20 protein-coding genes and 1 CRISPR repeat array are annotated in these 17,242 nt (G+C 45.8%); of the genes, 9 read left to right on the top strand and 11 right to left on the bottom strand.

Going from position 1 to position 17,242, the window contains the following annotated elements:
- Positions 1-90: 90 nt before the first annotated feature.
- Together ACE1CD_RS25110 and ACE1CD_RS25105 are read left to right on the top strand one after the other, a co-directional pair.
- A complete protein-coding gene (locus ACE1CD_RS25110) occupies positions 91-2,673 on the top strand; it encodes a DUF3656 domain-containing protein (RefSeq protein WP_374826624.1) in 2,583 nt (860 codons plus the stop codon).
- Positions 2,674-2,792: 119 nt separating this feature from the next.
- Positions 2,793-3,542 carry a Uma2 family endonuclease gene (locus ACE1CD_RS25105; RefSeq protein ID WP_374826623.1) on the top strand — a complete coding sequence of 250 codons (750 nt, stop codon included), beginning with the start codon at positions 2,793-2,795 and terminating at the stop codon, positions 3,540-3,542.
- Positions 3,543-3,731: 189 nt separating this feature from the next.
- Here the strand turns inward: ACE1CD_RS25105 and ACE1CD_RS25100 are convergent, their stop codons facing one another.
- Positions 3,732-3,941 (bottom strand): hypothetical protein, encoded by a 210-nt coding sequence (locus ACE1CD_RS25100; RefSeq protein ID WP_374792609.1) that lies wholly within the window; start codon positions 3,939-3,941, stop codon positions 3,732-3,734.
- Between the two features lie 531 nt (positions 3,942-4,472).
- A complete protein-coding gene (locus ACE1CD_RS25095) occupies positions 4,473-5,297 on the bottom strand; it encodes a hypothetical protein (RefSeq protein WP_374826622.1) in 825 nt (274 codons plus the stop codon).
- A gap of 53 nt (positions 5,298-5,350) precedes the next feature.
- On the opposite strand from ACE1CD_RS25095, the gene ACE1CD_RS25090 reads away from it, so the two are divergent.
- Together ACE1CD_RS25090 and ACE1CD_RS25085 are read left to right on the top strand one after the other, a co-directional pair.
- A complete protein-coding gene (locus ACE1CD_RS25090; protein WP_374826621.1) occupies positions 5,351-6,274 on the top strand; it encodes a nucleoside hydrolase in 924 nt (307 codons plus the stop codon).
- A gap of 56 nt (positions 6,275-6,330) precedes the next feature.
- Positions 6,331-6,962: direct repeats of the CRISPR family, unit length 37 nt; unit sequence GTTTCAATCCCGTTGCCGGGATTCTGTTGATTGAAAG.
- A gap of 391 nt (positions 6,963-7,353) precedes the next feature.
- Entirely contained in the window at positions 7,354-7,701 is a 348-nt protein-coding gene (locus ACE1CD_RS25085) for a pentapeptide repeat-containing protein (protein WP_374826620.1), read from the top strand.
- A 56-nt stretch (positions 7,702-7,757) separates the two neighbouring features.
- Here the strand turns inward: ACE1CD_RS25085 and ACE1CD_RS25080 are convergent, their stop codons facing one another.
- The 4 genes from ACE1CD_RS25080 to mutS all read right to left on the bottom strand — a co-directional run bounded on the left by ACE1CD_RS25080 (position 7,758) and on the right by mutS (position 11,402).
- Positions 7,758-8,117 carry a type II toxin-antitoxin system HicB family antitoxin gene (locus ACE1CD_RS25080; RefSeq protein WP_374826619.1) on the bottom strand — a complete coding sequence of 120 codons (360 nt, stop codon included), beginning with the start codon at positions 8,115-8,117 and terminating at the stop codon, positions 7,758-7,760.
- A gap of 106 nt (positions 8,118-8,223) precedes the next feature.
- Positions 8,224-8,466 (bottom strand): type II toxin-antitoxin system HicA family toxin, encoded by a 243-nt coding sequence (locus ACE1CD_RS25075; protein ID WP_374826618.1) that lies wholly within the window; start codon positions 8,464-8,466, stop codon positions 8,224-8,226.
- Positions 8,463-8,672 (bottom strand): 2-oxoisovalerate dehydrogenase, encoded by a 210-nt coding sequence (locus tag ACE1CD_RS25070; protein WP_374826617.1) that lies wholly within the window; start codon positions 8,670-8,672, stop codon positions 8,463-8,465. The genes ACE1CD_RS25075 and ACE1CD_RS25070 overlap by 4 nt, the downstream gene beginning before the upstream one ends.
- A gap of 39 nt (positions 8,673-8,711) precedes the next feature.
- A complete protein-coding gene (mutS, locus tag ACE1CD_RS25065; RefSeq protein WP_374826616.1) occupies positions 8,712-11,402 on the bottom strand; it encodes a DNA mismatch repair protein MutS in 2,691 nt (896 codons plus the stop codon).
- On the opposite strand from mutS, the gene ACE1CD_RS25060 reads away from it, so the two are divergent.
- A complete protein-coding gene (locus ACE1CD_RS25060) occupies positions 11,387-11,554 on the top strand; it encodes a hypothetical protein (RefSeq protein ID WP_374792595.1) in 168 nt (55 codons plus the stop codon). The genes mutS and ACE1CD_RS25060 overlap by 16 nt on opposite strands.
- Positions 11,555-11,579: 25 nt before the next feature.
- On the opposite strand, the gene ACE1CD_RS25055 is transcribed toward ACE1CD_RS25060, so the two are convergent.
- Positions 11,580-12,020: an NUDIX domain-containing protein gene (locus ACE1CD_RS25055; protein WP_374792593.1), complete on the bottom strand. Its 441-nt coding sequence runs from the start codon at positions 12,018-12,020 to the stop codon at positions 11,580-11,582.
- Positions 12,017-12,388 (bottom strand): hypothetical protein, encoded by a 372-nt coding sequence (locus tag ACE1CD_RS25050; protein WP_374792591.1) that lies wholly within the window; start codon positions 12,386-12,388, stop codon positions 12,017-12,019. Before ACE1CD_RS25050 ends, ACE1CD_RS25055 begins: the two co-directional genes overlap by 4 nt.
- A gap of 57 nt (positions 12,389-12,445) precedes the next feature.
- Between ACE1CD_RS25050 and ACE1CD_RS25045 the strand changes: the two genes are divergently transcribed.
- From ACE1CD_RS25045 to ACE1CD_RS25030, 4 genes are all read left to right on the top strand, one after another.
- Positions 12,446-12,589 (top strand): hypothetical protein, encoded by a 144-nt coding sequence (locus ACE1CD_RS25045; RefSeq protein ID WP_374826615.1) that lies wholly within the window; start codon positions 12,446-12,448, stop codon positions 12,587-12,589.
- 56 nt (positions 12,590-12,645) lie between these two features.
- Positions 12,646-13,521 (top strand): bifunctional methylenetetrahydrofolate dehydrogenase/methenyltetrahydrofolate cyclohydrolase FolD, encoded by an 876-nt coding sequence (folD, locus tag ACE1CD_RS25040; RefSeq protein ID WP_374792589.1) that lies wholly within the window; start codon positions 12,646-12,648, stop codon positions 13,519-13,521.
- Between the two features lie 284 nt (positions 13,522-13,805).
- The gene (crtE, locus tag ACE1CD_RS25035) at positions 13,806-14,732 is read left to right on the top strand and encodes a geranylgeranyl diphosphate synthase CrtE (protein ID WP_374793434.1); all 927 of its coding nucleotides are present in this window, start codon (positions 13,806-13,808) and stop codon (positions 14,730-14,732) included.
- Between the two features lie 100 nt (positions 14,733-14,832).
- Entirely contained in the window at positions 14,833-15,288 is a 456-nt protein-coding gene (locus ACE1CD_RS25030; RefSeq protein WP_374826614.1) for a divergent PAP2 family protein, read from the top strand.
- A gap of 70 nt (positions 15,289-15,358) precedes the next feature.
- Here the strand turns inward: ACE1CD_RS25030 and ACE1CD_RS25025 are convergent, their stop codons facing one another.
- The 3 genes from ACE1CD_RS25025 to ACE1CD_RS25015 all read right to left on the bottom strand — a co-directional run bounded on the left by ACE1CD_RS25025 (position 15,359) and on the right by ACE1CD_RS25015 (position 17,097).
- A complete protein-coding gene (locus ACE1CD_RS25025; protein WP_374826613.1) occupies positions 15,359-15,772 on the bottom strand; it encodes a hypothetical protein in 414 nt (137 codons plus the stop codon).
- A 172-nt stretch (positions 15,773-15,944) separates the two neighbouring features.
- Positions 15,945-16,274, bottom strand: coding sequence for an MgPME-cyclase complex family protein (locus ACE1CD_RS25020; RefSeq protein WP_374826612.1), 330 nt, complete (start codon positions 16,272-16,274; stop codon positions 15,945-15,947).
- 100 nt (positions 16,275-16,374) lie between these two features.
- A complete protein-coding gene (locus ACE1CD_RS25015; protein WP_374826611.1) occupies positions 16,375-17,097 on the bottom strand; it encodes a pyridoxine 5'-phosphate synthase in 723 nt (240 codons plus the stop codon).
- Between the last annotated feature and the right edge of the window lie 145 nt (positions 17,098-17,242).

The raw sequence follows: 17,242 nt of genomic DNA, 5'->3' as shown, positions 1-17,242 counted from the left end.
GCTTACACAATCCAAACAGATCCGATCGAGCTATGATAGCCAAAGAACTCCTAACTGTTAGATAATGCCATCTAAGCTGGCACAAAGCCAATGAAAGCCGATCGCACACAAACCCCATCACCTACATCACTCACCTTTAAACGTCCAGAACTACTCGCCCCAGCGGGTAATTGGGATTGTGCTAAAGCTGCTGTCGAAAACGGCGCAGATGCCATTTATTTCGGGTTAGATCGGTTTAATGCGCGGATGCGGGCGCAAAATTTTACCGAAGCAGATTTACCCAAATTGATGGAATTTTTGCACCGTCGGGGTGTGAAAGGTTACGTCACTCTTAATACGCTGATTTTTCCTAAAGAACTAGCAGAAGCACAACAGTATCTCCGCACAATTATTGCAGCGGGAGTAGATGCGGTAATTGTGCAGGATGTGGGAATTTGTCGCCTCATTCGTCATCTTTCTCCCGATTTTCCCATTCATGCTTCTACGCAGATGACTGTCACGAGTCCGGCGGGGGTAGAATTTGCTAAATCTCTCGGTTGTCAGTTAGTGGTACTCGCTCGCGAATGCTCTCTTAAAGAAATTAACAAAATTCAGCAGCAAATTGCGAAAAAAGAGGCATCTTTACCTCTGGAAGTGTTTGTTCACGGTGCTTTGTGTGTTGCTTATTCCGGTCAGTGTTTGACGAGTGAAGCGCTGGGGGGACGTTCTGCAAATCGGGGGGAATGCGCCCAAGCTTGTCGGATGACTTACGAGTTAATTGCTGATGGCAAAACGGTAGATTTGGGAGATAGAAAATATCTTCTCAGTCCTCAAGATTTAGCAGGATTGGAAGTTTTGCCAGAGTTGGTAAAGACAGGTGTAAGTTCTCTGAAAATCGAAGGTCGTTTGAAAACGCCGGAGTATGTTGCTAATGTTACTCGCGTTTATCGAGAAGCACTCGATCGCATAATGGCGGAGTTACAAGAACCTCACCCCCTCACCCCCTTCCCTACCAGAAAAAGCGAAACTCAAACTCCCCTCCCCGTGGCGGGGAGGGGTGGGGGGTGGGGTAATCCCGAACGCTACAACTTAGAAATGGCTTTTTCTCGCGGACTCCATACAGGATGGTTTCGCGGAATTAACAATCAAGAACTCGTTCATGCGCGTTTTGGCAAAAAGCGGGGAGTTTACCTGGGTGAAGTTACCCGCATCCGCAACGAACAGGTAATCGTGCGACTGGAAGCGCCGATCGAACCGGGTGATGGTGTCGTTTTTGACTGCGGTCGTCCGTCAGCGCAGGAAGAAGGCGGTCGCGTTTATGGGGTGGAACTGCGGGGTGAAGATGCGGTGCTGACTTTTGGGCGGGGTGATTTGAATTGGCGACGAGTTCATGTGGGCGATAAAATTTGGAAAACTAGCGATCCGAAACTCGATCGCCAATTGCGTCAGAGTTTTGCTGGCGATACTCCGCAATTTCAGCGTTCGATCGATTTGGAAATATATGGCGAAGTCGGTCAACCTCTAATTGCGATCGCTCGCGATGAACTGGGTCATATCGTACAGGTGGAATCTGCCATACCTCTAGTGGAAGCACACACTAAACCCCTAACAGCAGAGCGTTTGCAAGAACAGTTCGGTCGTCTCGGTAACACACCTTTTTGTTTGGGAGTATTGACAAATAACCTGACATTTGCATCGATGTTGCCCGTCAGTGAGTTGAATCGGATGCGACGGGAGATTGTGACAGAATTGGAGGAATTGCGATCGCAACCAAAACGCTGGCAATTGCACTCAAATGTTTCTTTTTCCGATTTGCTACCAGCCCAAGAACCAGCACCGTCAGCTTCTCCCACTTTAATTGTTTTAGTGCGAAATCTCACACAACTGCAAGCGGCACTTCAAGAGAGAATTCAAACAATTTACTGTGAATTTGAAGACCCGCGTGCTTATCGAGAAGCTGTACAGTTAGTTCGTCGAAATAAGTGCGTTCCCAATCAAACTATCTGGGTTGCACCACCGCGAATTACTAAACCAGGGGAAAATTATATTTTGCAGCAAGTTCGCGACTGCGATGCGGATGGTTATCTCGTGCGAAACTACGATCAACTCCAGTTTTTTGGGGAATATCCCTGTATTGGAGATTTCTCTCTCAATGTTGCCAATCCTCTCACGGCTGACTATTTTAAACAGCAATATAAACTGGCAAGGCTCACCGCATCTTACGATTTGAATATTACCCAACTCGAAGATTTGCTCGTTAATTGTCCGCGTCATTGGTTTGAGGTAACAATTCATCAGCATATGCCGATGTTTCACATGGAACATTGTGTTTTTTGTGCATTTTTATCGGCTGGAACCGACTATACTAATTGCGGGCGTCCTTGCGAAAAATATGAGGTGAAATTGCGCGATCGCGTCGGTACAGAACATATCTTGCAAGCTGATGCCGGTTGTCGCAATACTGTGTTTAATGGCACCGCTCAAACTGGTGCAGAATATGTCCAACGTCTGATAGAATTGGGGGTTAGCAACTTCCGAATTGAATTTGTCAATGAAACGGCTAACCAGGTAATTCAGACAATTCAACGCTATCGGCAACTGCTACAAGGAGAGATTACAGGTTCTCAACTTTGGCGAGAATTAAAGTTGCAAAATCAGTTGGGCGTAACTCGTGGCCCTTTGGAAAAGAAATAGCGAACGGTAATAATACCTGTCTCAGATTAAAATTGAGGTGTTGGCAACTTAGGATAAATAAACTCTGACTTATCACAATTGAACGGTTTGCTATAACATCATAAACAGGAAGAAAAATCATGTTAATTCGTACCGCTCCTTATCAAATAACCTGGGAAAAACTCCCCGATGATTTCGGATTAGATGACGAGCCTGTGGACAACATCAATCAACCTCCTCTTGCTGCTGCATTGACAGAAAGTTTGCAACTTGCCGGTAGGCTATCTGCCAATGCTTTAACTTTCACAAATTACGGAATTTGTGCGACAGTCAATGACAAAATTGTGGTAAAAGCCCCGGATTGGGGTTATGTTCCCACGATTAGCGTTTCGCGAGCTGAAGTTAGGCGCAGCTATACTCCCCAACTTCAGGGGGAGATTCCTGTTATCGTGATGGAGTTTATCTCGGATACTGAGGGTAGCGAGTATTCTACGAAGCCAACTTATCCACCTGGTAAGTGGTTTTTTTACGAGCAAGTTTTGTGCGTTCCTAACTATGTAATTTTCACTCCCGAAACTGGGGTTTTGGAAGTTTATCAACTGGATAGTTCCGGACAGTATCAGGTACGCGAAGCGGATGTAAATAATCGTTATTGGATTGCTGAAATGGGTTTGTTTCTGGGGGTATGGCAAGGAAGCCGAGAAAACCGGACAGGTTTTTGGTTACGCTGGTGGGATGAACAGGGAGATCTTTTGTTATGGGGTTTCGAGTTGGCCGAACAGGAACGTCAGCGGACTGAACAGGAGCGCCAACGAGCCGAACAGGAACGTCAACGGGCCGATCGATTGGCAGCTCAGCTAAGAGCTGCGGGGATTGAGCCGGAGGTATGAGTGGGTTAAGTGCGATCGCAATTAGAAAAAGTGCGATCGGGCTTATTTTTTCGCTTCAAATAGACTTACCTTTATTTTAATAACTTTTTTGTTTTGGCGAATTCGATCTGTAACCAATGGCACAGATAATCACAAATCACCCTGATGTCTGGGTTCCCCAATTTGGCAAACAGAGATCGATCGCTCGGCTTATTCTTGTTGCGGCAAATTTTCCGCTACTGTGACTAAAGTAACACCGACATTCCGCCAGTGGTCAGCCGGTTCGCTTCTGATTTCGGCTTGCACCCACTCCACTTCACAATAAGCTGCTAATTCTCTAACCACGCTTTTAAATCCGTGTCTGTGAACCAAATCTGCAATGCTGCGAGGAAGTGTCGAATCGTACTTTTGTAAAGACATATTTGTTTCCTTTGTTAATATTCTTTTCTGATGGGGGCTTTTACTGTCCAGTTTTGATTACCCGATCCCAGCCCTAAAGCTAAGTTTACATCACCGGATTGACACCGTTTTCAGAAAACATAACCATTTTCGGAATTTGGCCTGTTGGCAGGAATCTACCAACAGTAAGAAGTTGCTCTCGTTCGGTGAAAATCGGTTATGCAGTTGTGGGATGGGGTGAGATAACGGTTTGGTAATGGTGGTGTAACTCCGCCCTTACAGTATTTAGTGGAGATACTTTTATTCTACTTTCACACGTTCCCACCTTGGCAAGTTGAATCCTTGCTTAGATTAACATAAATGTGTATCTGCAAAGTGAGCTTGAAATTTTTTTAACCACATATAAAAATAAATAAACACTGGTTTACACAGATGTAAGTGTTACTTACTTTGGCATAAACATATGTATTGACAGCGGCTTGCTAGTGGGTGAGCTACAGGTAAATTTTAGGGGCGCGTTTTGTGATGATTCTTATCCTATATTTGATTTCATTATTTTCTTTGAGTTAGGTGTAATTTCAAAACATTCTCTATTGTGATTATTCGTCGCAATTGGTCTAACTTTATACAATTCCAGCGCCATTCTTCTGAATCTAGTTCCAATCCGTCAAGTTGCTGACGATAATAAGGCTCTCGCTGACAAATGCCAAATAACCCGCTGGCGTCCAATTGCTGTTGCGCGTTGCGAAATGATTCGACTCGCGCCCAGATATACGCTTGTCTTCCGGTCAATCCTTTTTCCAGGGCTAAAGAAAATTTGAAGGGGAATTGAGGGCCGGCGGAATTGGATTGATTCCACAAATCTGTGCCCATGACGATCGCTCTTTTGTTAATCTTCGGGTGCAGTCCCAGCGCCAGCAGCTGATTTTCGATCGCCACAGATTGCGACTGCAATGCTTGCAAACACAGGCTATCTGCTTCTTCTACAGATATCGCTTCGGCTTTGTTCCAACTGCAAAATCCCCTGTTGGTCGCAAAGTTGCCTGGGTCGGTATGTCCCAAATAAATAGAAGTGGGCGATCCTCTTGGGGTCAAGTTGCCTTCGGCTACCCCGACTGCGATCGCTCCCGGTGCTGTTTTGCTACCGAATAACTCGCGAATACTGAGGGGAAAATCGATCGCATTTTGGGGAGCGCTACCATCCTGGTTGGATAAACCTGGTAATAAATCCGCTACTTCGGGAGCGATCGCACAAATTAGAGTGTAAAATATTACCTCTATTATCCGGAATAGCAAGTAGCCATACTTCATAACGACTCGATCGAGAATTAGAGGAGAAAAAAAGCAAGAAGGTCGATCGCAAACGAACAACCTCACGGATAATTATCCTGTTATCTTCGCTCAACTATCGATCGCTATAGTTTTTACATATGTCGAAACAACTCGTACTCATGGATTGCGACGGTGGCGTTGACGACTATTTATCGGTCATGTTGCTGATGACAATGACCCAAGTGCAACCGATGGGGGTGATTGTGACGCCTGCGGACTGCTATATCGAACCTGCTGTGAGTGCGACGCGGAAAATTTTAGATTTGATGGGTTGTCATGATGTACCGGTAGCAGAAAGTACAGTGCGCGGAATCAACCCGTTCCCGCGACTTTATCGACGAGATTCGTTTATTGTTGACCATCTGCCAATTTTGAACGAAAACGAGACTATTAAAACGCCAAAGGTGTCAGAATCAGGTCAAGATTTTATGGTGCGATCGCTTCAACAAGCACCAGAACCTGTCACGCTACTGGTAACTGGCCCTTTGACTACTGTAGCGAGTGCGATCGAGATGTCTCCAGAAATTGAAGCAAAAATTAAACAAATTATCTGGATGGGAGGCGCACTTAACGTCTCCGGTAATGTAGAGCGTTCTTTGGAAGCGGGACAAGATGGTTCGGCGGAATGGAATGCTTACTGGGACCCAATTGCTGTAGAGAGAGTTTGGCAAACGAAAATACCGATCGTACTTTGCTCTTTAGATGTTACCAACAACGTACCAGTAACATCAGCATTTGTGCAACGAATTGGCAAACAGCGTCGCTATCCGCTTTCCGATTTAGCAGGACAATGTTACGCGCTAGTTATTCCCCAGGATTTTTACTTTTGGGATGTTTTGGCCACAGCTTATTTAGCACATCCTGAATTTTACCAACTGCGCGAATACGAAACAGTTATTGTCACCAGTGGATTCAGCCAAGGTCGCACTAAAATTGAGCCGGGGGGACGCTTAATTAAGGCAATGGAAAAAGTCGATACGGAACGCTTCTACGAGTACATTTTGGCACAATGGAAACGATAATGTAAGCATTCAGCTATCAGCCGTCAGCATTCCACTAAAACAGAAGTTGAGGCAGGGTTTCAATCCCGTTGCCGGGATTCTGTTGATTGAAAGCGGATGGATTTTGTAAATGTCTTGACAGGCAAACTCGGTTTCAATCCCGTTGCCGGGATTCTGTTGATTGAAAGCAGGGAGACCGTTTCGTAGCTCCCCTCTTCCAACCCCTGAATAGTTTCAATCCCGTTGCCGGGATTCTGTTGATTGAAAGATTTCCTTGCCTTTAGTAAAACTAAAAGTCGGACGTTTCAATCCCGTTGCCGGGATTCTGTTGATTGAAAGCACGTTGACCTGAAAAGGAACGCGTTGAGGATTTACTGGTTTCAATCCCGTTGCCGGGATTCTGTTGATTGAAAGTTCTGTACAGGTAAAAAAGAAGGAAAGAATAGTTTGGAGTTTCAATCCCGTTGCCGGGATTCTGTTGATTGAAAGATTTTAGGGGAAGCAACCTGGAACAATACAGTTAGGTTTCAATCCCGTTGCCGGGATTCTGTTGATTGAAAGGTATCAGGGTTCGCATTCAAAAAATTAGTAATTGAAGTGTTTCAATCCCGTTGCCGGGATTCTGTTGATTGAAAGATTTAAAGCTAATTTATCCCTCCATGACCGAAATCGGTTTCAATCCCGTTGCCGGGATTCTGTTGATTGAAAGACTGGCCCCTGAAACCCAGACAAACAAGGCATTCTGAAGGCACTTTTCGTGAACCTCATTTTTTGCCTCATTTCAGGCTCGCTTATTGCAAGTAAATTGCAACTACTTCCTTTGGCCAAAGGCTGAAAGTATTTATTTGTCAAGGTTCTGGCGTTTTTCGTGAACCCCCCCAGGATTTGGCTCCCGCTTCCGTTCACGAAAACTATAGTAAACCAACGGCATTTTCTTGTCAAGCGTTTCGCTCTATGCTATGGAAAATCTTATGGATGGGCGCTCTAGTCGTCGTTTAAATCTTCTGCCAGTTCGTCGAGTCTGTCGTTGGCATCTCTTGCCAGTTTCAGACAGTAGACTGTAGCAGACAAACCGCCAGTTGTGGTGATGGTTCCCTCTGATGCTTTACCGGCGAGACTTAAGTGGTGCTGACTTGAGCGATGTTGACTTGAGAAATGCCAGACTAATCAATGCTAAGTTAAGTGATGCGGATTTAAGCAATGCTGACATAAGAGATGCCAACCTGAGTGATGCCAACCTGAGTGGTGCCAACCTGAGTGGTGCTAACCTGAGTGATGCCAACCTGATTAATGCTGACCTGATTAATGCTGACCTGAGTGGTGCAAATGTGGAAAATGCTCGATTTAGCGAAAACCAAGGAATTTCTGAAGAAATGAAGCAATACCTAATCAAACGAGGCGCAATCTTTGCCGATTCCCCTGGCGATCGCTCTTTCGTTCGGGTTTAGTATTTCCTAAGCATTTCAGCAATGTGCGATCGCAAATTCTCCTCAAATCCTCTCAATTAGCTAACCCTACTCAATAAAAATACAATATACCGATCCAAACTAACATTTTCTCTTTCAGCCTCTTCAGCTAAACGCTGATGCAGTGATTTTGGCATCTGTAATAATAGCTTACCACTGTAATTTTCTTCCGTACTAGGTAAAGGAATATCATCGCCCGATTCATAAGCAGTTTCAATCCACAACTCCCGCGCCTCATTAATATTAACCATCGTCTCATCCAGTGTTTCACCTTGAGTTAAACATCCAGGCAAATCTTTAATTTGTGCCACATATCCCCCTTCTGGATCGGGATAAAGTGTAACTGGATATTGCAGATTTAAATAGTATTCCAATGGTTGTTTTTCAATCTGATACATTATCACAAATTGTCAGAAGAAAAATTGGTTCAAACTTTAGATTTGTGAAAAGGAAAAAGGACTTAAATTTTTTGGCTAGCCGATCAACCTTTTTGAGATATTGCGCTCAAGAAAATAATTCTCTGAACAATTCTTCACGACTCATACCCGCATGATTAGCAACATCTCTCAGTATGGCATTAAGCGTGCCTACTTTGATCGGATCGTGGGCTGGTACTGTGATATGATGTTCGCCATTAAGTTGAGTAGTCAGACGAATGTGGCTACCTGTCTGATGACTAAGTTCATATCCAAAACGATCGAGAACTTTAACTAATTCTTCACCAGATAAGTCTCGCGGGAGTTTCACGAAGCAATTACCTCCTCACGGACGATGTGCAAGCGGATTACTTTTGGACGAGTTTGTTCATCAGGAAAATGGCAGTGAACTGCATCGCGAACCATTTCTCGCAATATTTCTATATTGTCAGCTTGAGTGAAAATTGACTCGCCTAACGCTCTTGCGTTATAACCGCCGTCGGGATCATCTTCAACTAGAAATACAATTTCAATCATAACTATAGTTTATCCCACTAAAAACTGCTATATCTCTCATTATTCCAATAACTCTTCTTCTGAAATCGAGACATCGGGAGCTTTTTTCTTTCGCTTAGTGGTGCGATCGCTCTCGACTCCCTTCCGCAATCCTACTGCAATTTTACTGTGTTTTTCGATCTGAGTCATCACTTGTTTGGCCCGATTAATCACCACCGCCGGTAATCCCGCCAATCTCCCCGCTTCTATCCCATAAGACTTATCCGCACCACCGGGTTTAACTTGGTGCAAAAAGATAATTTGGTCGGGCATTTCTTTCACTGTCACTTGATAATTGGCAACGTTACTCAACATAGAAGCTAACTCGTTGAGTTCGTGATAGTGAGTGGCAAAAATAGTGCGGGCGCGAATTTCCGTTGCCAGATATTCTGCTACCGCCCAAGCAATCGAAAGTCCGTCGAAAGTTGCCGTTCCTCTGCCAATTTCATCTAACAATACCAGCGACTTATCTGTAGCGTGATTGAGAATATTCGCCGTCTCGTTCATTTCTACCATAAAAGTAGATTGTCCGGTCGCCAAATCGTCCACCGCACCCACACGAGTGAAAATGCGATCGCACACTCCCAAAGTCGCCGATTTCGCAGGTACAAAACTCCCCACCTGCGCCATTAATTGAATTAACCCAACTTGCCGCAAATAGCAACTCTTCCCACTCGCATTCGGCCCAGTCAAAATAATCAAATCCGGTCTCTCTTCCTGATTATCTTCCTTGGCGTCCTTGGCGTCTTGGCGGTTCGTTAATTCCTCCCTTCCCAACCAACTCGAATTAGGCACAAAAAACCCTGTCGGCAAAGATTGTTCCACTACTGGATGACGCCCATCAATAATCGTAATTTCTCGCCCTGCTACCATATTCGGACGACAGTAACCCTGATACACCGCTATCTCTGCCAAACTGCACAACACATCAGCAGCAGCAACAGCGCGAGAAATATTGCGAATTAATTCTGCCTGTGCCGCTACTTCTGCCCTTAAAGCCACAAAAATATCGTATTCCAGCTTATTCAAATCTTCACGCGCCGTCAGAATTCTCGCTTCTCTTTCCTTCAGTTCCGGAGTGATGTAACGCTCCTCATTCGTGAGAGTTTGTTTGCGGATATAATTTTCTGGAACTTGGTCTGCTTTCAAGCGCGAAATACTGATATAATATCCAAAGGATTTGGTATAGCCAACCTTCAGATTAGAAATGCCCGTGCGCGATTTCTCGGTAGCTTCCAGATTGGCCAGCCATTTGCGATCGTCTTCCGCACCAACCCGCATTTCATCTAATTGGGCATTTACTCCTTCGCGAATCAATCCGCCTTCCTTGAGATGAATGGGAGGAGATTCTAATATATGGCCATTAATTTGACTTGCCAACTGTTCTAATATCGGCGATACTTTCTGCAATGCTTTCAGATAGGGAGAACGCGCATCGGCAACTAAATTAGCTAATTCTGGTAACTTTTCCAAAGAAGCAGCTAAAGCAACTAAATCTCTCGCGTTGGCAGTACCGCACCCAGCGCGAGTACTCAACCTTTCCAAATCGTATATTTGCCGCAGTAGCTGGCGCAATTCTTGACGAAGCAAACTATTTTCTACTAATTCTTGAATAGTATCTTGTCTGGCGCGAATTCCTTTAATATCTAATAAAGGTTGCACCAACCAGCGACGCAAAGCACGTCCGCCCATTGCGGTACTGGTTCTATCCAACGCCCACAACAAAGAACCGTGAAATGTGTTATCTCGGACTGTATGGGTAATTTCTAAATTGCGGCGACTTTGGTAATCGAGGATGAGATAATCTGTGTGGGTGTAAGTGCGTAGCGGTTGCAGGGAAACGGGATTGCTTTTTTGAGTATCTTCTAAATATTGCAACAAACCACCTGCGGCGCGAACGGCGAGGGGGAGATGTTCGCAACCCAAACCTTCCAGAGATTTTACTTTAAATTTTTGTACCAATCGCGCTTTGGCTTCACCCAAACTAAAGGGACTTTGAGGACGAAAAGCGTAACAAAATGATGGCGGCAAACACTCAGGTAAATTTTCCGATTTCTCTCCCGGACGCAACAAAGCGCCCAAATCGGGAGCGTTTGTAGGAACTAAAACTTCTGCCGGGTGCAAGCGCATCAATTCTTGCGTCAAATGGTCTAATTTTTCTGATTGAGTTGTGAGAAATTCGCCTGTAGAAATATCCGCGTAAGCTAAACCCCAATGATTGCCAGCAATAACAATTGCTGCTAAAAAGTTATTGCGCCTAGCACTCAGCATTCCTTCTTCCAACAAGGTGCCGGGTGTGAGAACTCGCGTTACTTCCCGCTTTACCAAGCCTACTGCATCGGCGGAATCTTCAACTTGGTCGCAAATCACAACTGCGTAACCTTTTTCTACTAGCTGGGTGGTGTAGCGTTCCCAGGCGTGGTGCGGTACACCGGTCATCGGTACTCGACCGACTTCGCCGGCGTGTTTGCTGGTGAGGACGAGTTCTAGTTCCTGCGATACGGTGATAGCATCTTGGAAAAATGTTTCAAAGAAATCTCCCACCCGATACAGTAGCAGAGCGTGAGGATATTTATCCTTCACCTCGACGTAGTGGTGGTACATTTTGCTGAGTTTGTCTTTATCTATCAGACGACAATCAGCGTTGGGGATGTCGGCTCGATCGAATTTAGCACCTTTGGCGTTGGTAGGGGTAGATGCGGAATAACTCATGGATGCGCTGGCGATCGCGTGAACCTTTATTGACTTTACCGCAAGGGTTGAGTTTCAGTTCTAAATTTTTGCGAAGACTTAAGAATGTGCGATCGGCAAGCCTAAGTTTAGCACAGCCTGACCTGTATAGAGTGCTGCGATCGCTATGCTAGAGTCGATCGCATAAATCCCCTCGTCTCAAACCATCACCTGACATTTTTCGATAAAATCAAGTAAAATTCTTTGATGCGGAGAACCTAAAGGTCGCACTTCTCCTGCTTTATCTGAATAACGTTCGCCTTGTCTAATTTCGTCAGCCGTTAATAATCCCATATCCCAACCTTCTCCCAACACTAAATCTTCCAGTTCCACGGTAAGCGGTGCGTAAAAAACGTGCCGCAACACTTTGCTATCGCGGTAATGAGCAAAAAATGATACCGTGGATGGTGCGTAGCCAATTTCTTCCCGCAGTTCTCGCTTTACGGCGTCTTCTGGATCTTCCCCTGGCTCGATATGTCCGCCAAAAAACGCCCAGTGACCGGGATATACTATATTGGGAATGTTATCCCGCAATTGCATGAGAAATTGGTTATCGCGATATAGAATTGCGATCGCCACTTGTGCTAGTTCGTTACTCATAAACGTTGTTGTTCTTTGATATAAATTTCGCCCAATTCCTGCCCAGCCAAAGGTATACTTTTATACTGGACTTTGCCTTCGACGATAATTTCCCGATTTTGTGCTGGGAATTTGTCTTTAGTAATCACGTAAACAGTACCGGTTGAGTCTTCGACTTCGTAAGCTCGCGTTCCCAAAAAAGGAACTTGCTTAACTACCCTACCCCTAATATAAACAGTAGACTTTTTATCTCGCTGCTTTTCCAAATCTTTGATTTTGGTAACGGGAACATTTGGTGTCCAAAAGAAACCGATTAAAGTAGCGAATACTCCTCCCAGTAACATGGCGATCGCGCCTAATTTCAATATTTCAATTTTGCCTGGTTTCATGATAGTTTTCCTTCAGCGATGTACTTGGCGGAACGAACGAAAATTCACGTCGGTAATATGGTACGTAGAAAAAATAACAATCCCAATTACCTTCAGTTGGTAAAATCAAACATACCTCTCGTATCGCCGCCAGAGGTTAGGCATAGTCTCGATCGTCATTCTGGAATTTTTACCGCTAAAAGATATCACAAGGTTAGCTAAATCTGCGAAACTGGTAGAGCGAATTGCCTTCAGACACGAACGCCTCTTAAACATTGATGGACGCCAAAATTGCCAAATTACTAGATGGTAAAGCCCTTGCACAAAAGATTCAAACCGAATTGCAACAACGCATTCACCAATTGCAAGGTAAAATAGGTAGATCGCCCGGTTTAGCAGTGCTAATGGTTGGCGATAACCCAGCCAGCGCCGCCTATGTGCGGAACAAAGAGCGAGCTTGCGAAAGAGTGGGGATTGCCTCGTTTGGGCAGCATTTCCCATCAGAAACTACCCAAACAGAACTTGAGCAGGTCATTCATTCATTGAATCGAGATGAGCGGGTTGATGGCATTTTAGTACAACTGCCGCTACCTGACCACCTCGACGCCGTAGCCTTGCTGCACCAAATCGATCCCAATAAAGATGCGGACGGACTGCACGCAGTTAACTTGGGGCGCTTGGTGCGCGGGGAATCGGGACTGCGAAGTTGCACACCTGCTGGAGTGATGCGCCTTTTGGCAGAATATCAGATTAACCTGAAGGGCAAACAAGCAGTTGTTGTGGGACGCAGTATTTTAGTAGGCAAGCCGATGGCATTGATGTTGCTGGAAGCCGATGCTACAGTGACGATCGCACATTCTCGCAGCCACGACTTAGCCGCAATTACCCGCAATGCCGATATTTTGATTGCCGCCGTTGGGCGATCGAATTTGATAACAGGTGATATGGTGAAGCCAGGAGCGGTAGTTGTCGATGTCGGTATGAATCGCATCACCGATGATGCCGGCAATTCTCGCCTCGTAGGAGATGTCAATTTTGATGAAGTTAAGAGCGTAGCCGCATATCTGACGCCTGTACCGGGAGGTGTTGGCCCCATGACCGTTGCCATCCTACTGCAAAATACAGTGTGGAGCTACAGCCAAAAAAGTTCATGAGGCAGGGGGGCAGGGGAGCAGGGGGGCAGGGGAGCGGGGGAGCAGGGGGGCAGGGGGGCAGGGGAGCGGGGGAGCAGGGGGGCAGGGGGGCAGGGGAGCGGGGGGGCAGGGGAATTAAGATTTTTCCTCTTCCCTCTTCCCTCTTCCCGACGCCCTTTTTTGACTTTTGACTTTTGACTTTTGACTTTCCCTCTGTCCTATGTCCCATTCCTGAATTACGAATTAGCGATCGCCTATCCCCTGTAGAATTATTACGGATACAGACACGCTCAAGGAATCGAGGGATGGTAGCTACGGATGACAGGCATTCGCCGCAGGGGAAATCCCCTACCTTTGATCTATCGGCTTACTTAGCCCAGCGACAGGCTTTGGTGGAAGCAGCTCTGGAGCGTGCCGTCCCCATCACCTATCCTGAAAAAATATATGAGGCCATGCGCTATTCCTTAATGGCCGGGGGTAAGCGCCTGCGTCCCATCCTATGCTTAGCCACTTGCGAACTGGGTGGCGGTACGCTGGAAATGGCGATGCCAACAGCCTGTGCTTTGGAAATGATCCACACCATGTCGTTGATCCACGATGATTTACCGGCGATGGACAATGACGACTATCGGCGCGGTAAATTGACCAATCATAAGGTCTACGGTGAGGATATTGCAATTTTGGCCGGGGATGGCTTGTTAGCCTATGCCTTTGAGGTTGTGGCCGAGACTAAGAACGTCCCACCGGAAAGGCTGTTGCAGGTAATTGCCCGGTTGGGCCGCGCTGTCAGCGCCGCTGGGTTAGTTGGTGGGCAAGTAGTTGACTTGGAATCTGAGGGAAAGGCGGATATCACGCTGGAAACTCTTAACTTTATTCATACCCACAAAACCGGCGCTTTGTTAGAAGCGTGTGTAGTTTGCGGTGGAATTATTGCCGGGGTATCCTCAACGGATTTGCAACGCTTATCCCGCTATGCTGAGAATATCGGGCTGGCGTTTCAGATTATCGATGATATTTTGGATATCACGGTATCTAGCGAAAAGTTGGGCAAAACCGCTGGGAAAGACCTCCAAGCGAAAAAGGCAACTTATCCTAGCCTTTGGGGATTGGAGCAATCGAAGCAAAAGGCTCAGCAACTGGTTGATGCTGCCAAGGCAGAAATGGCACATTTTGGGGAAAAATCGCGACCGCTACAGGCGATCGCAGATTATATTACCAATCGCTCTTACTAGCAGTCTCTGAGGACAGGTTTTATCGGAAAATATAAATAAACCTGTCCTCGCAGCCGATCGCAGAATCTTATCATCTTCGCATCCTCAATCCAAAATCGATATGCACGACTTTGGCCAGATCCTAGATAACCGGGTATTGCTGGTAGCTCTTTTTTCTTGTTTAATTGCACAAATATGCAAGCTTGCCGTCCACTTGATCCAGCACGGTAAGATAAACATCCGCGTTCTGGTGGAAACTGGCGGTATGCCCAGCGCCCATTCTGCCCTCGTGGCTTCCCTCGCCGCAGGTGTGGGTCAGACACTCGGATGGGCTAGCCCCGATTTCGCACTGGCAACCATTTTTGCCATTATCGTTATGTACGATGCGGCTGGGGTACGTCAAGCTGCCGGTAAGCAAGCTCGCATCCTCAATCAAATTATTGATGAGTTATTTCGAGAACATCCCACTTTTAATGAAGACCGTCTCAAAGAATTGCTCGGACATACGCCTTTTCAAGTGATTGTAGGTTCGGCGTTGGGTATAACTATTTCCTGCTTGGCTGGGCCAGCTTATTGAATTTCAAATTTAAGATTTCGGATTTCAAATTTTATTTTTCTTTTTGCGATCTAAAATCTGAAATTTGAAATTACCTTATTTTAGTTGCTTCGACTCGCGATCTCAGGAGGGTTACCTTATTGCTATCTACTAGCATCACCCAAAAACCGCGATCGCTCAAGTTCTCAAATGTACTGGTAGCATTTTTTTGATCGGTCGTATGCAATACCAGTAAGTAAGGTCGCTGTCCGTAGGAAACCAAACCAACTTCTTTCTTTAACGCTTCCTGCACTTGGGCGGCAATTTCCGGCTGGTTGAAGTAATCTACCAAAACAGCATAACCCGTCCCCAAGGGTTGCGGATTGTATGCTGGCGAATTCTCAGATGGCGGTGTCGCCGTTACCTGGGCTAATGCTTGAGGTCGTACCGCAAATCCTGCCCAGAAAGCAACAGCTATGGCAAAACTCAGCACCGCACAGCACCGCTCGATCGCAATTTTACTCATGGTTTAGGGACTAGGGGCTACAAAAAGTCAAAAGTTAAAAGTCAAAAGTCAAAAATAAGAGGAAAAGAGAGAGCGGGAGAACGGGAGAACAGAGGAGAGCGAGAGGGAAGAGATTCCTAGTTTTGACTTTTGACTTTTGACTTTTGACTTTTAACTCCCCCGCTCCCCTCGGTCACGACACCGCCGCCAGAGAAGCGAGGGGGTCGGGAATGGTATCCGAAGGTGCTTGAAATTCTCCCGTTGCGACGTACTCCAATCGCAACTTCAGCCAGGTGATAAATGAACTGTTAGTTGAAATTATCGCCGCAGAAGGTTGAGGACATTTTGCTTTTACATCTGCCATTTCCCTTGCTTCCAAAAATGCTGGTTGCTTTACCAACCAAAAATCAATTTCTTTTTCTTGCTCTTGGTAATTGCGAGTGCGTTCCCTCAGCACTTCTTCCAGGGGTTCTTCTTCTAGTAAAAAGCGTTGACTCGCTAAAACGTAGTAGTAAGTTGTCATCTCTTTGGTGATTGGTAATTGGTAATTGGTAATTGGCCAATTTCAGATTGCAGATTTCAAATTGCATATTTGATTCAAATCTAAAATCTCAAATCTAAAATTACCCATTACCTTGTATTGCCTGTTTCATTTCGCGGACGGCTCGTTCTAGTCCGACTAAAACAGCCCGACTTATTATTGTATGACCAATATTGAGTTCTTCCATACCTTTTAAGCAGGCAACTGGGTAAACGTTCCAGTAGGTGAGTCCGTGTCCGGCGTTGACTCGCAATCCAGATGCGATCGCTAATTCACATCCTTTCGCCAAAACCTCTAATTCCTTTTCCCGACTGGCTTCGTCGTGCGCTTCTGCATATTTCCCCGTATGCAATTCGATAAATTTGGCTTTTATCTTGACAGATGCTTCAATTTGTGCATTATCGGCATCGATGAACAAGCTCACCGGAATACCCGCATCTTGCAATTTTGCCACGATATCGGTCATGCGGGAAATTTGTCCGGCCACGTCGAGTCCGCCTTCAGTGGTGACTTCTTCCCGACGTTCTGGCACGAGAGTAACATAATCGGGTTTGATATCGAGCGCGATCGCCACCATTTCATCGGTCGCCGCCATCTCCAAGTTTAGATGCGTGCGTACAGTCTGCCGCAATATTCGCACATCCCTGTCTTGGATATGCCGCCTATCTTCCCGCAGATGCACCGTAATACCATCTGCACCAGCGAGTTCCGCCAATACCGCCGCCGCTACCGGGTCAGGTTCTACAGTACGACGCGCTTGGCGGATAGTAGCAACGTGGTCAATGTTAACGCCGAGTGTAGGCAAATTGGATTCTCCATACAACCCAAAATCTTCCGTTCTCGATCTTACCTGAAAGGTTGGGAATCGCGATCGATGGTTTATTTCAAGTTCGTGAGTTAGGTGCGGTAGCTAGCAATATTAGGATCGATATCGCAATTTTACTTATTTT

Source organism: Aerosakkonema sp. BLCC-F183 (assembly GCF_041929145.1).
Classification (GTDB): domain Bacteria; phylum Cyanobacteriota; class Cyanobacteriia; order Cyanobacteriales; family Aerosakkonemataceae; genus Aerosakkonema.
Note: the sequence above shows the minus strand (reverse complement) of the source record. Positions and strands in the feature narration are given on the sequence as shown.

Bases quoted from the DNA above. Each gene is read 5' to 3' on its own strand.
- ACE1CD_RS25110 (WP_374826624.1), top strand. From the start codon at position 91: ATGAAAGCCGATCGCACACAAACCCCATCACCTACATCACTCACCTTT.
- ACE1CD_RS25105 (WP_374826623.1), top strand. From the start codon at position 2,793: ATGTTAATTCGTACCGCTCCTTATCAAATAACCTGGGAAAAACTCCCC.
- ACE1CD_RS25100 (WP_374792609.1), bottom strand. From the start codon at position 3,941: ATGTCTTTACAAAAGTACGATTCGACACTTCCTCGCAGCATTGCAGAT.
- ACE1CD_RS25090 (WP_374826621.1), top strand. From the start codon at position 5,351: ATGTCGAAACAACTCGTACTCATGGATTGCGACGGTGGCGTTGACGAC.
- ACE1CD_RS25085 (WP_374826620.1), top strand. From the start codon at position 7,354: ATGCTTTACCGGCGAGACTTAAGTGGTGCTGACTTGAGCGATGTTGAC.
- ACE1CD_RS25080 (WP_374826619.1), bottom strand. From the start codon at position 8,117: ATGTATCAGATTGAAAAACAACCATTGGAATACTATTTAAATCTGCAA.
- ACE1CD_RS25070 (WP_374826617.1), bottom strand. From the start codon at position 8,672: ATGATTGAAATTGTATTTCTAGTTGAAGATGATCCCGACGGCGGTTAT.
- ACE1CD_RS25060 (WP_374792595.1), top strand. From the start codon at position 11,387: ATGCGGAATAACTCATGGATGCGCTGGCGATCGCGTGAACCTTTATTG.
- mutS (WP_374826616.1), bottom strand. From the start codon at position 11,402: ATGAGTTATTCCGCATCTACCCCTACCAACGCCAAAGGTGCTAAATTC.
- ACE1CD_RS25055 (WP_374792593.1), bottom strand. From the start codon at position 12,020: ATGAGTAACGAACTAGCACAAGTGGCGATCGCAATTCTATATCGCGAT.
- ACE1CD_RS25050 (WP_374792591.1), bottom strand. From the start codon at position 12,388: ATGAAACCAGGCAAAATTGAAATATTGAAATTAGGCGCGATCGCCATG.
- ACE1CD_RS25045 (WP_374826615.1), top strand. From the start codon at position 12,446: ATGGTACGTAGAAAAAATAACAATCCCAATTACCTTCAGTTGGTAAAA.
- folD (WP_374792589.1), top strand. From the start codon at position 12,646: ATGGACGCCAAAATTGCCAAATTACTAGATGGTAAAGCCCTTGCACAA.
- crtE (WP_374793434.1), top strand. From the start codon at position 13,806: ATGGTAGCTACGGATGACAGGCATTCGCCGCAGGGGAAATCCCCTACC.
- ACE1CD_RS25030 (WP_374826614.1), top strand. From the start codon at position 14,833: ATGCACGACTTTGGCCAGATCCTAGATAACCGGGTATTGCTGGTAGCT.
- ACE1CD_RS25025 (WP_374826613.1), bottom strand. From the start codon at position 15,772: ATGAGTAAAATTGCGATCGAGCGGTGCTGTGCGGTGCTGAGTTTTGCC.
- ACE1CD_RS25020 (WP_374826612.1), bottom strand. From the start codon at position 16,274: ATGACAACTTACTACTACGTTTTAGCGAGTCAACGCTTTTTACTAGAA.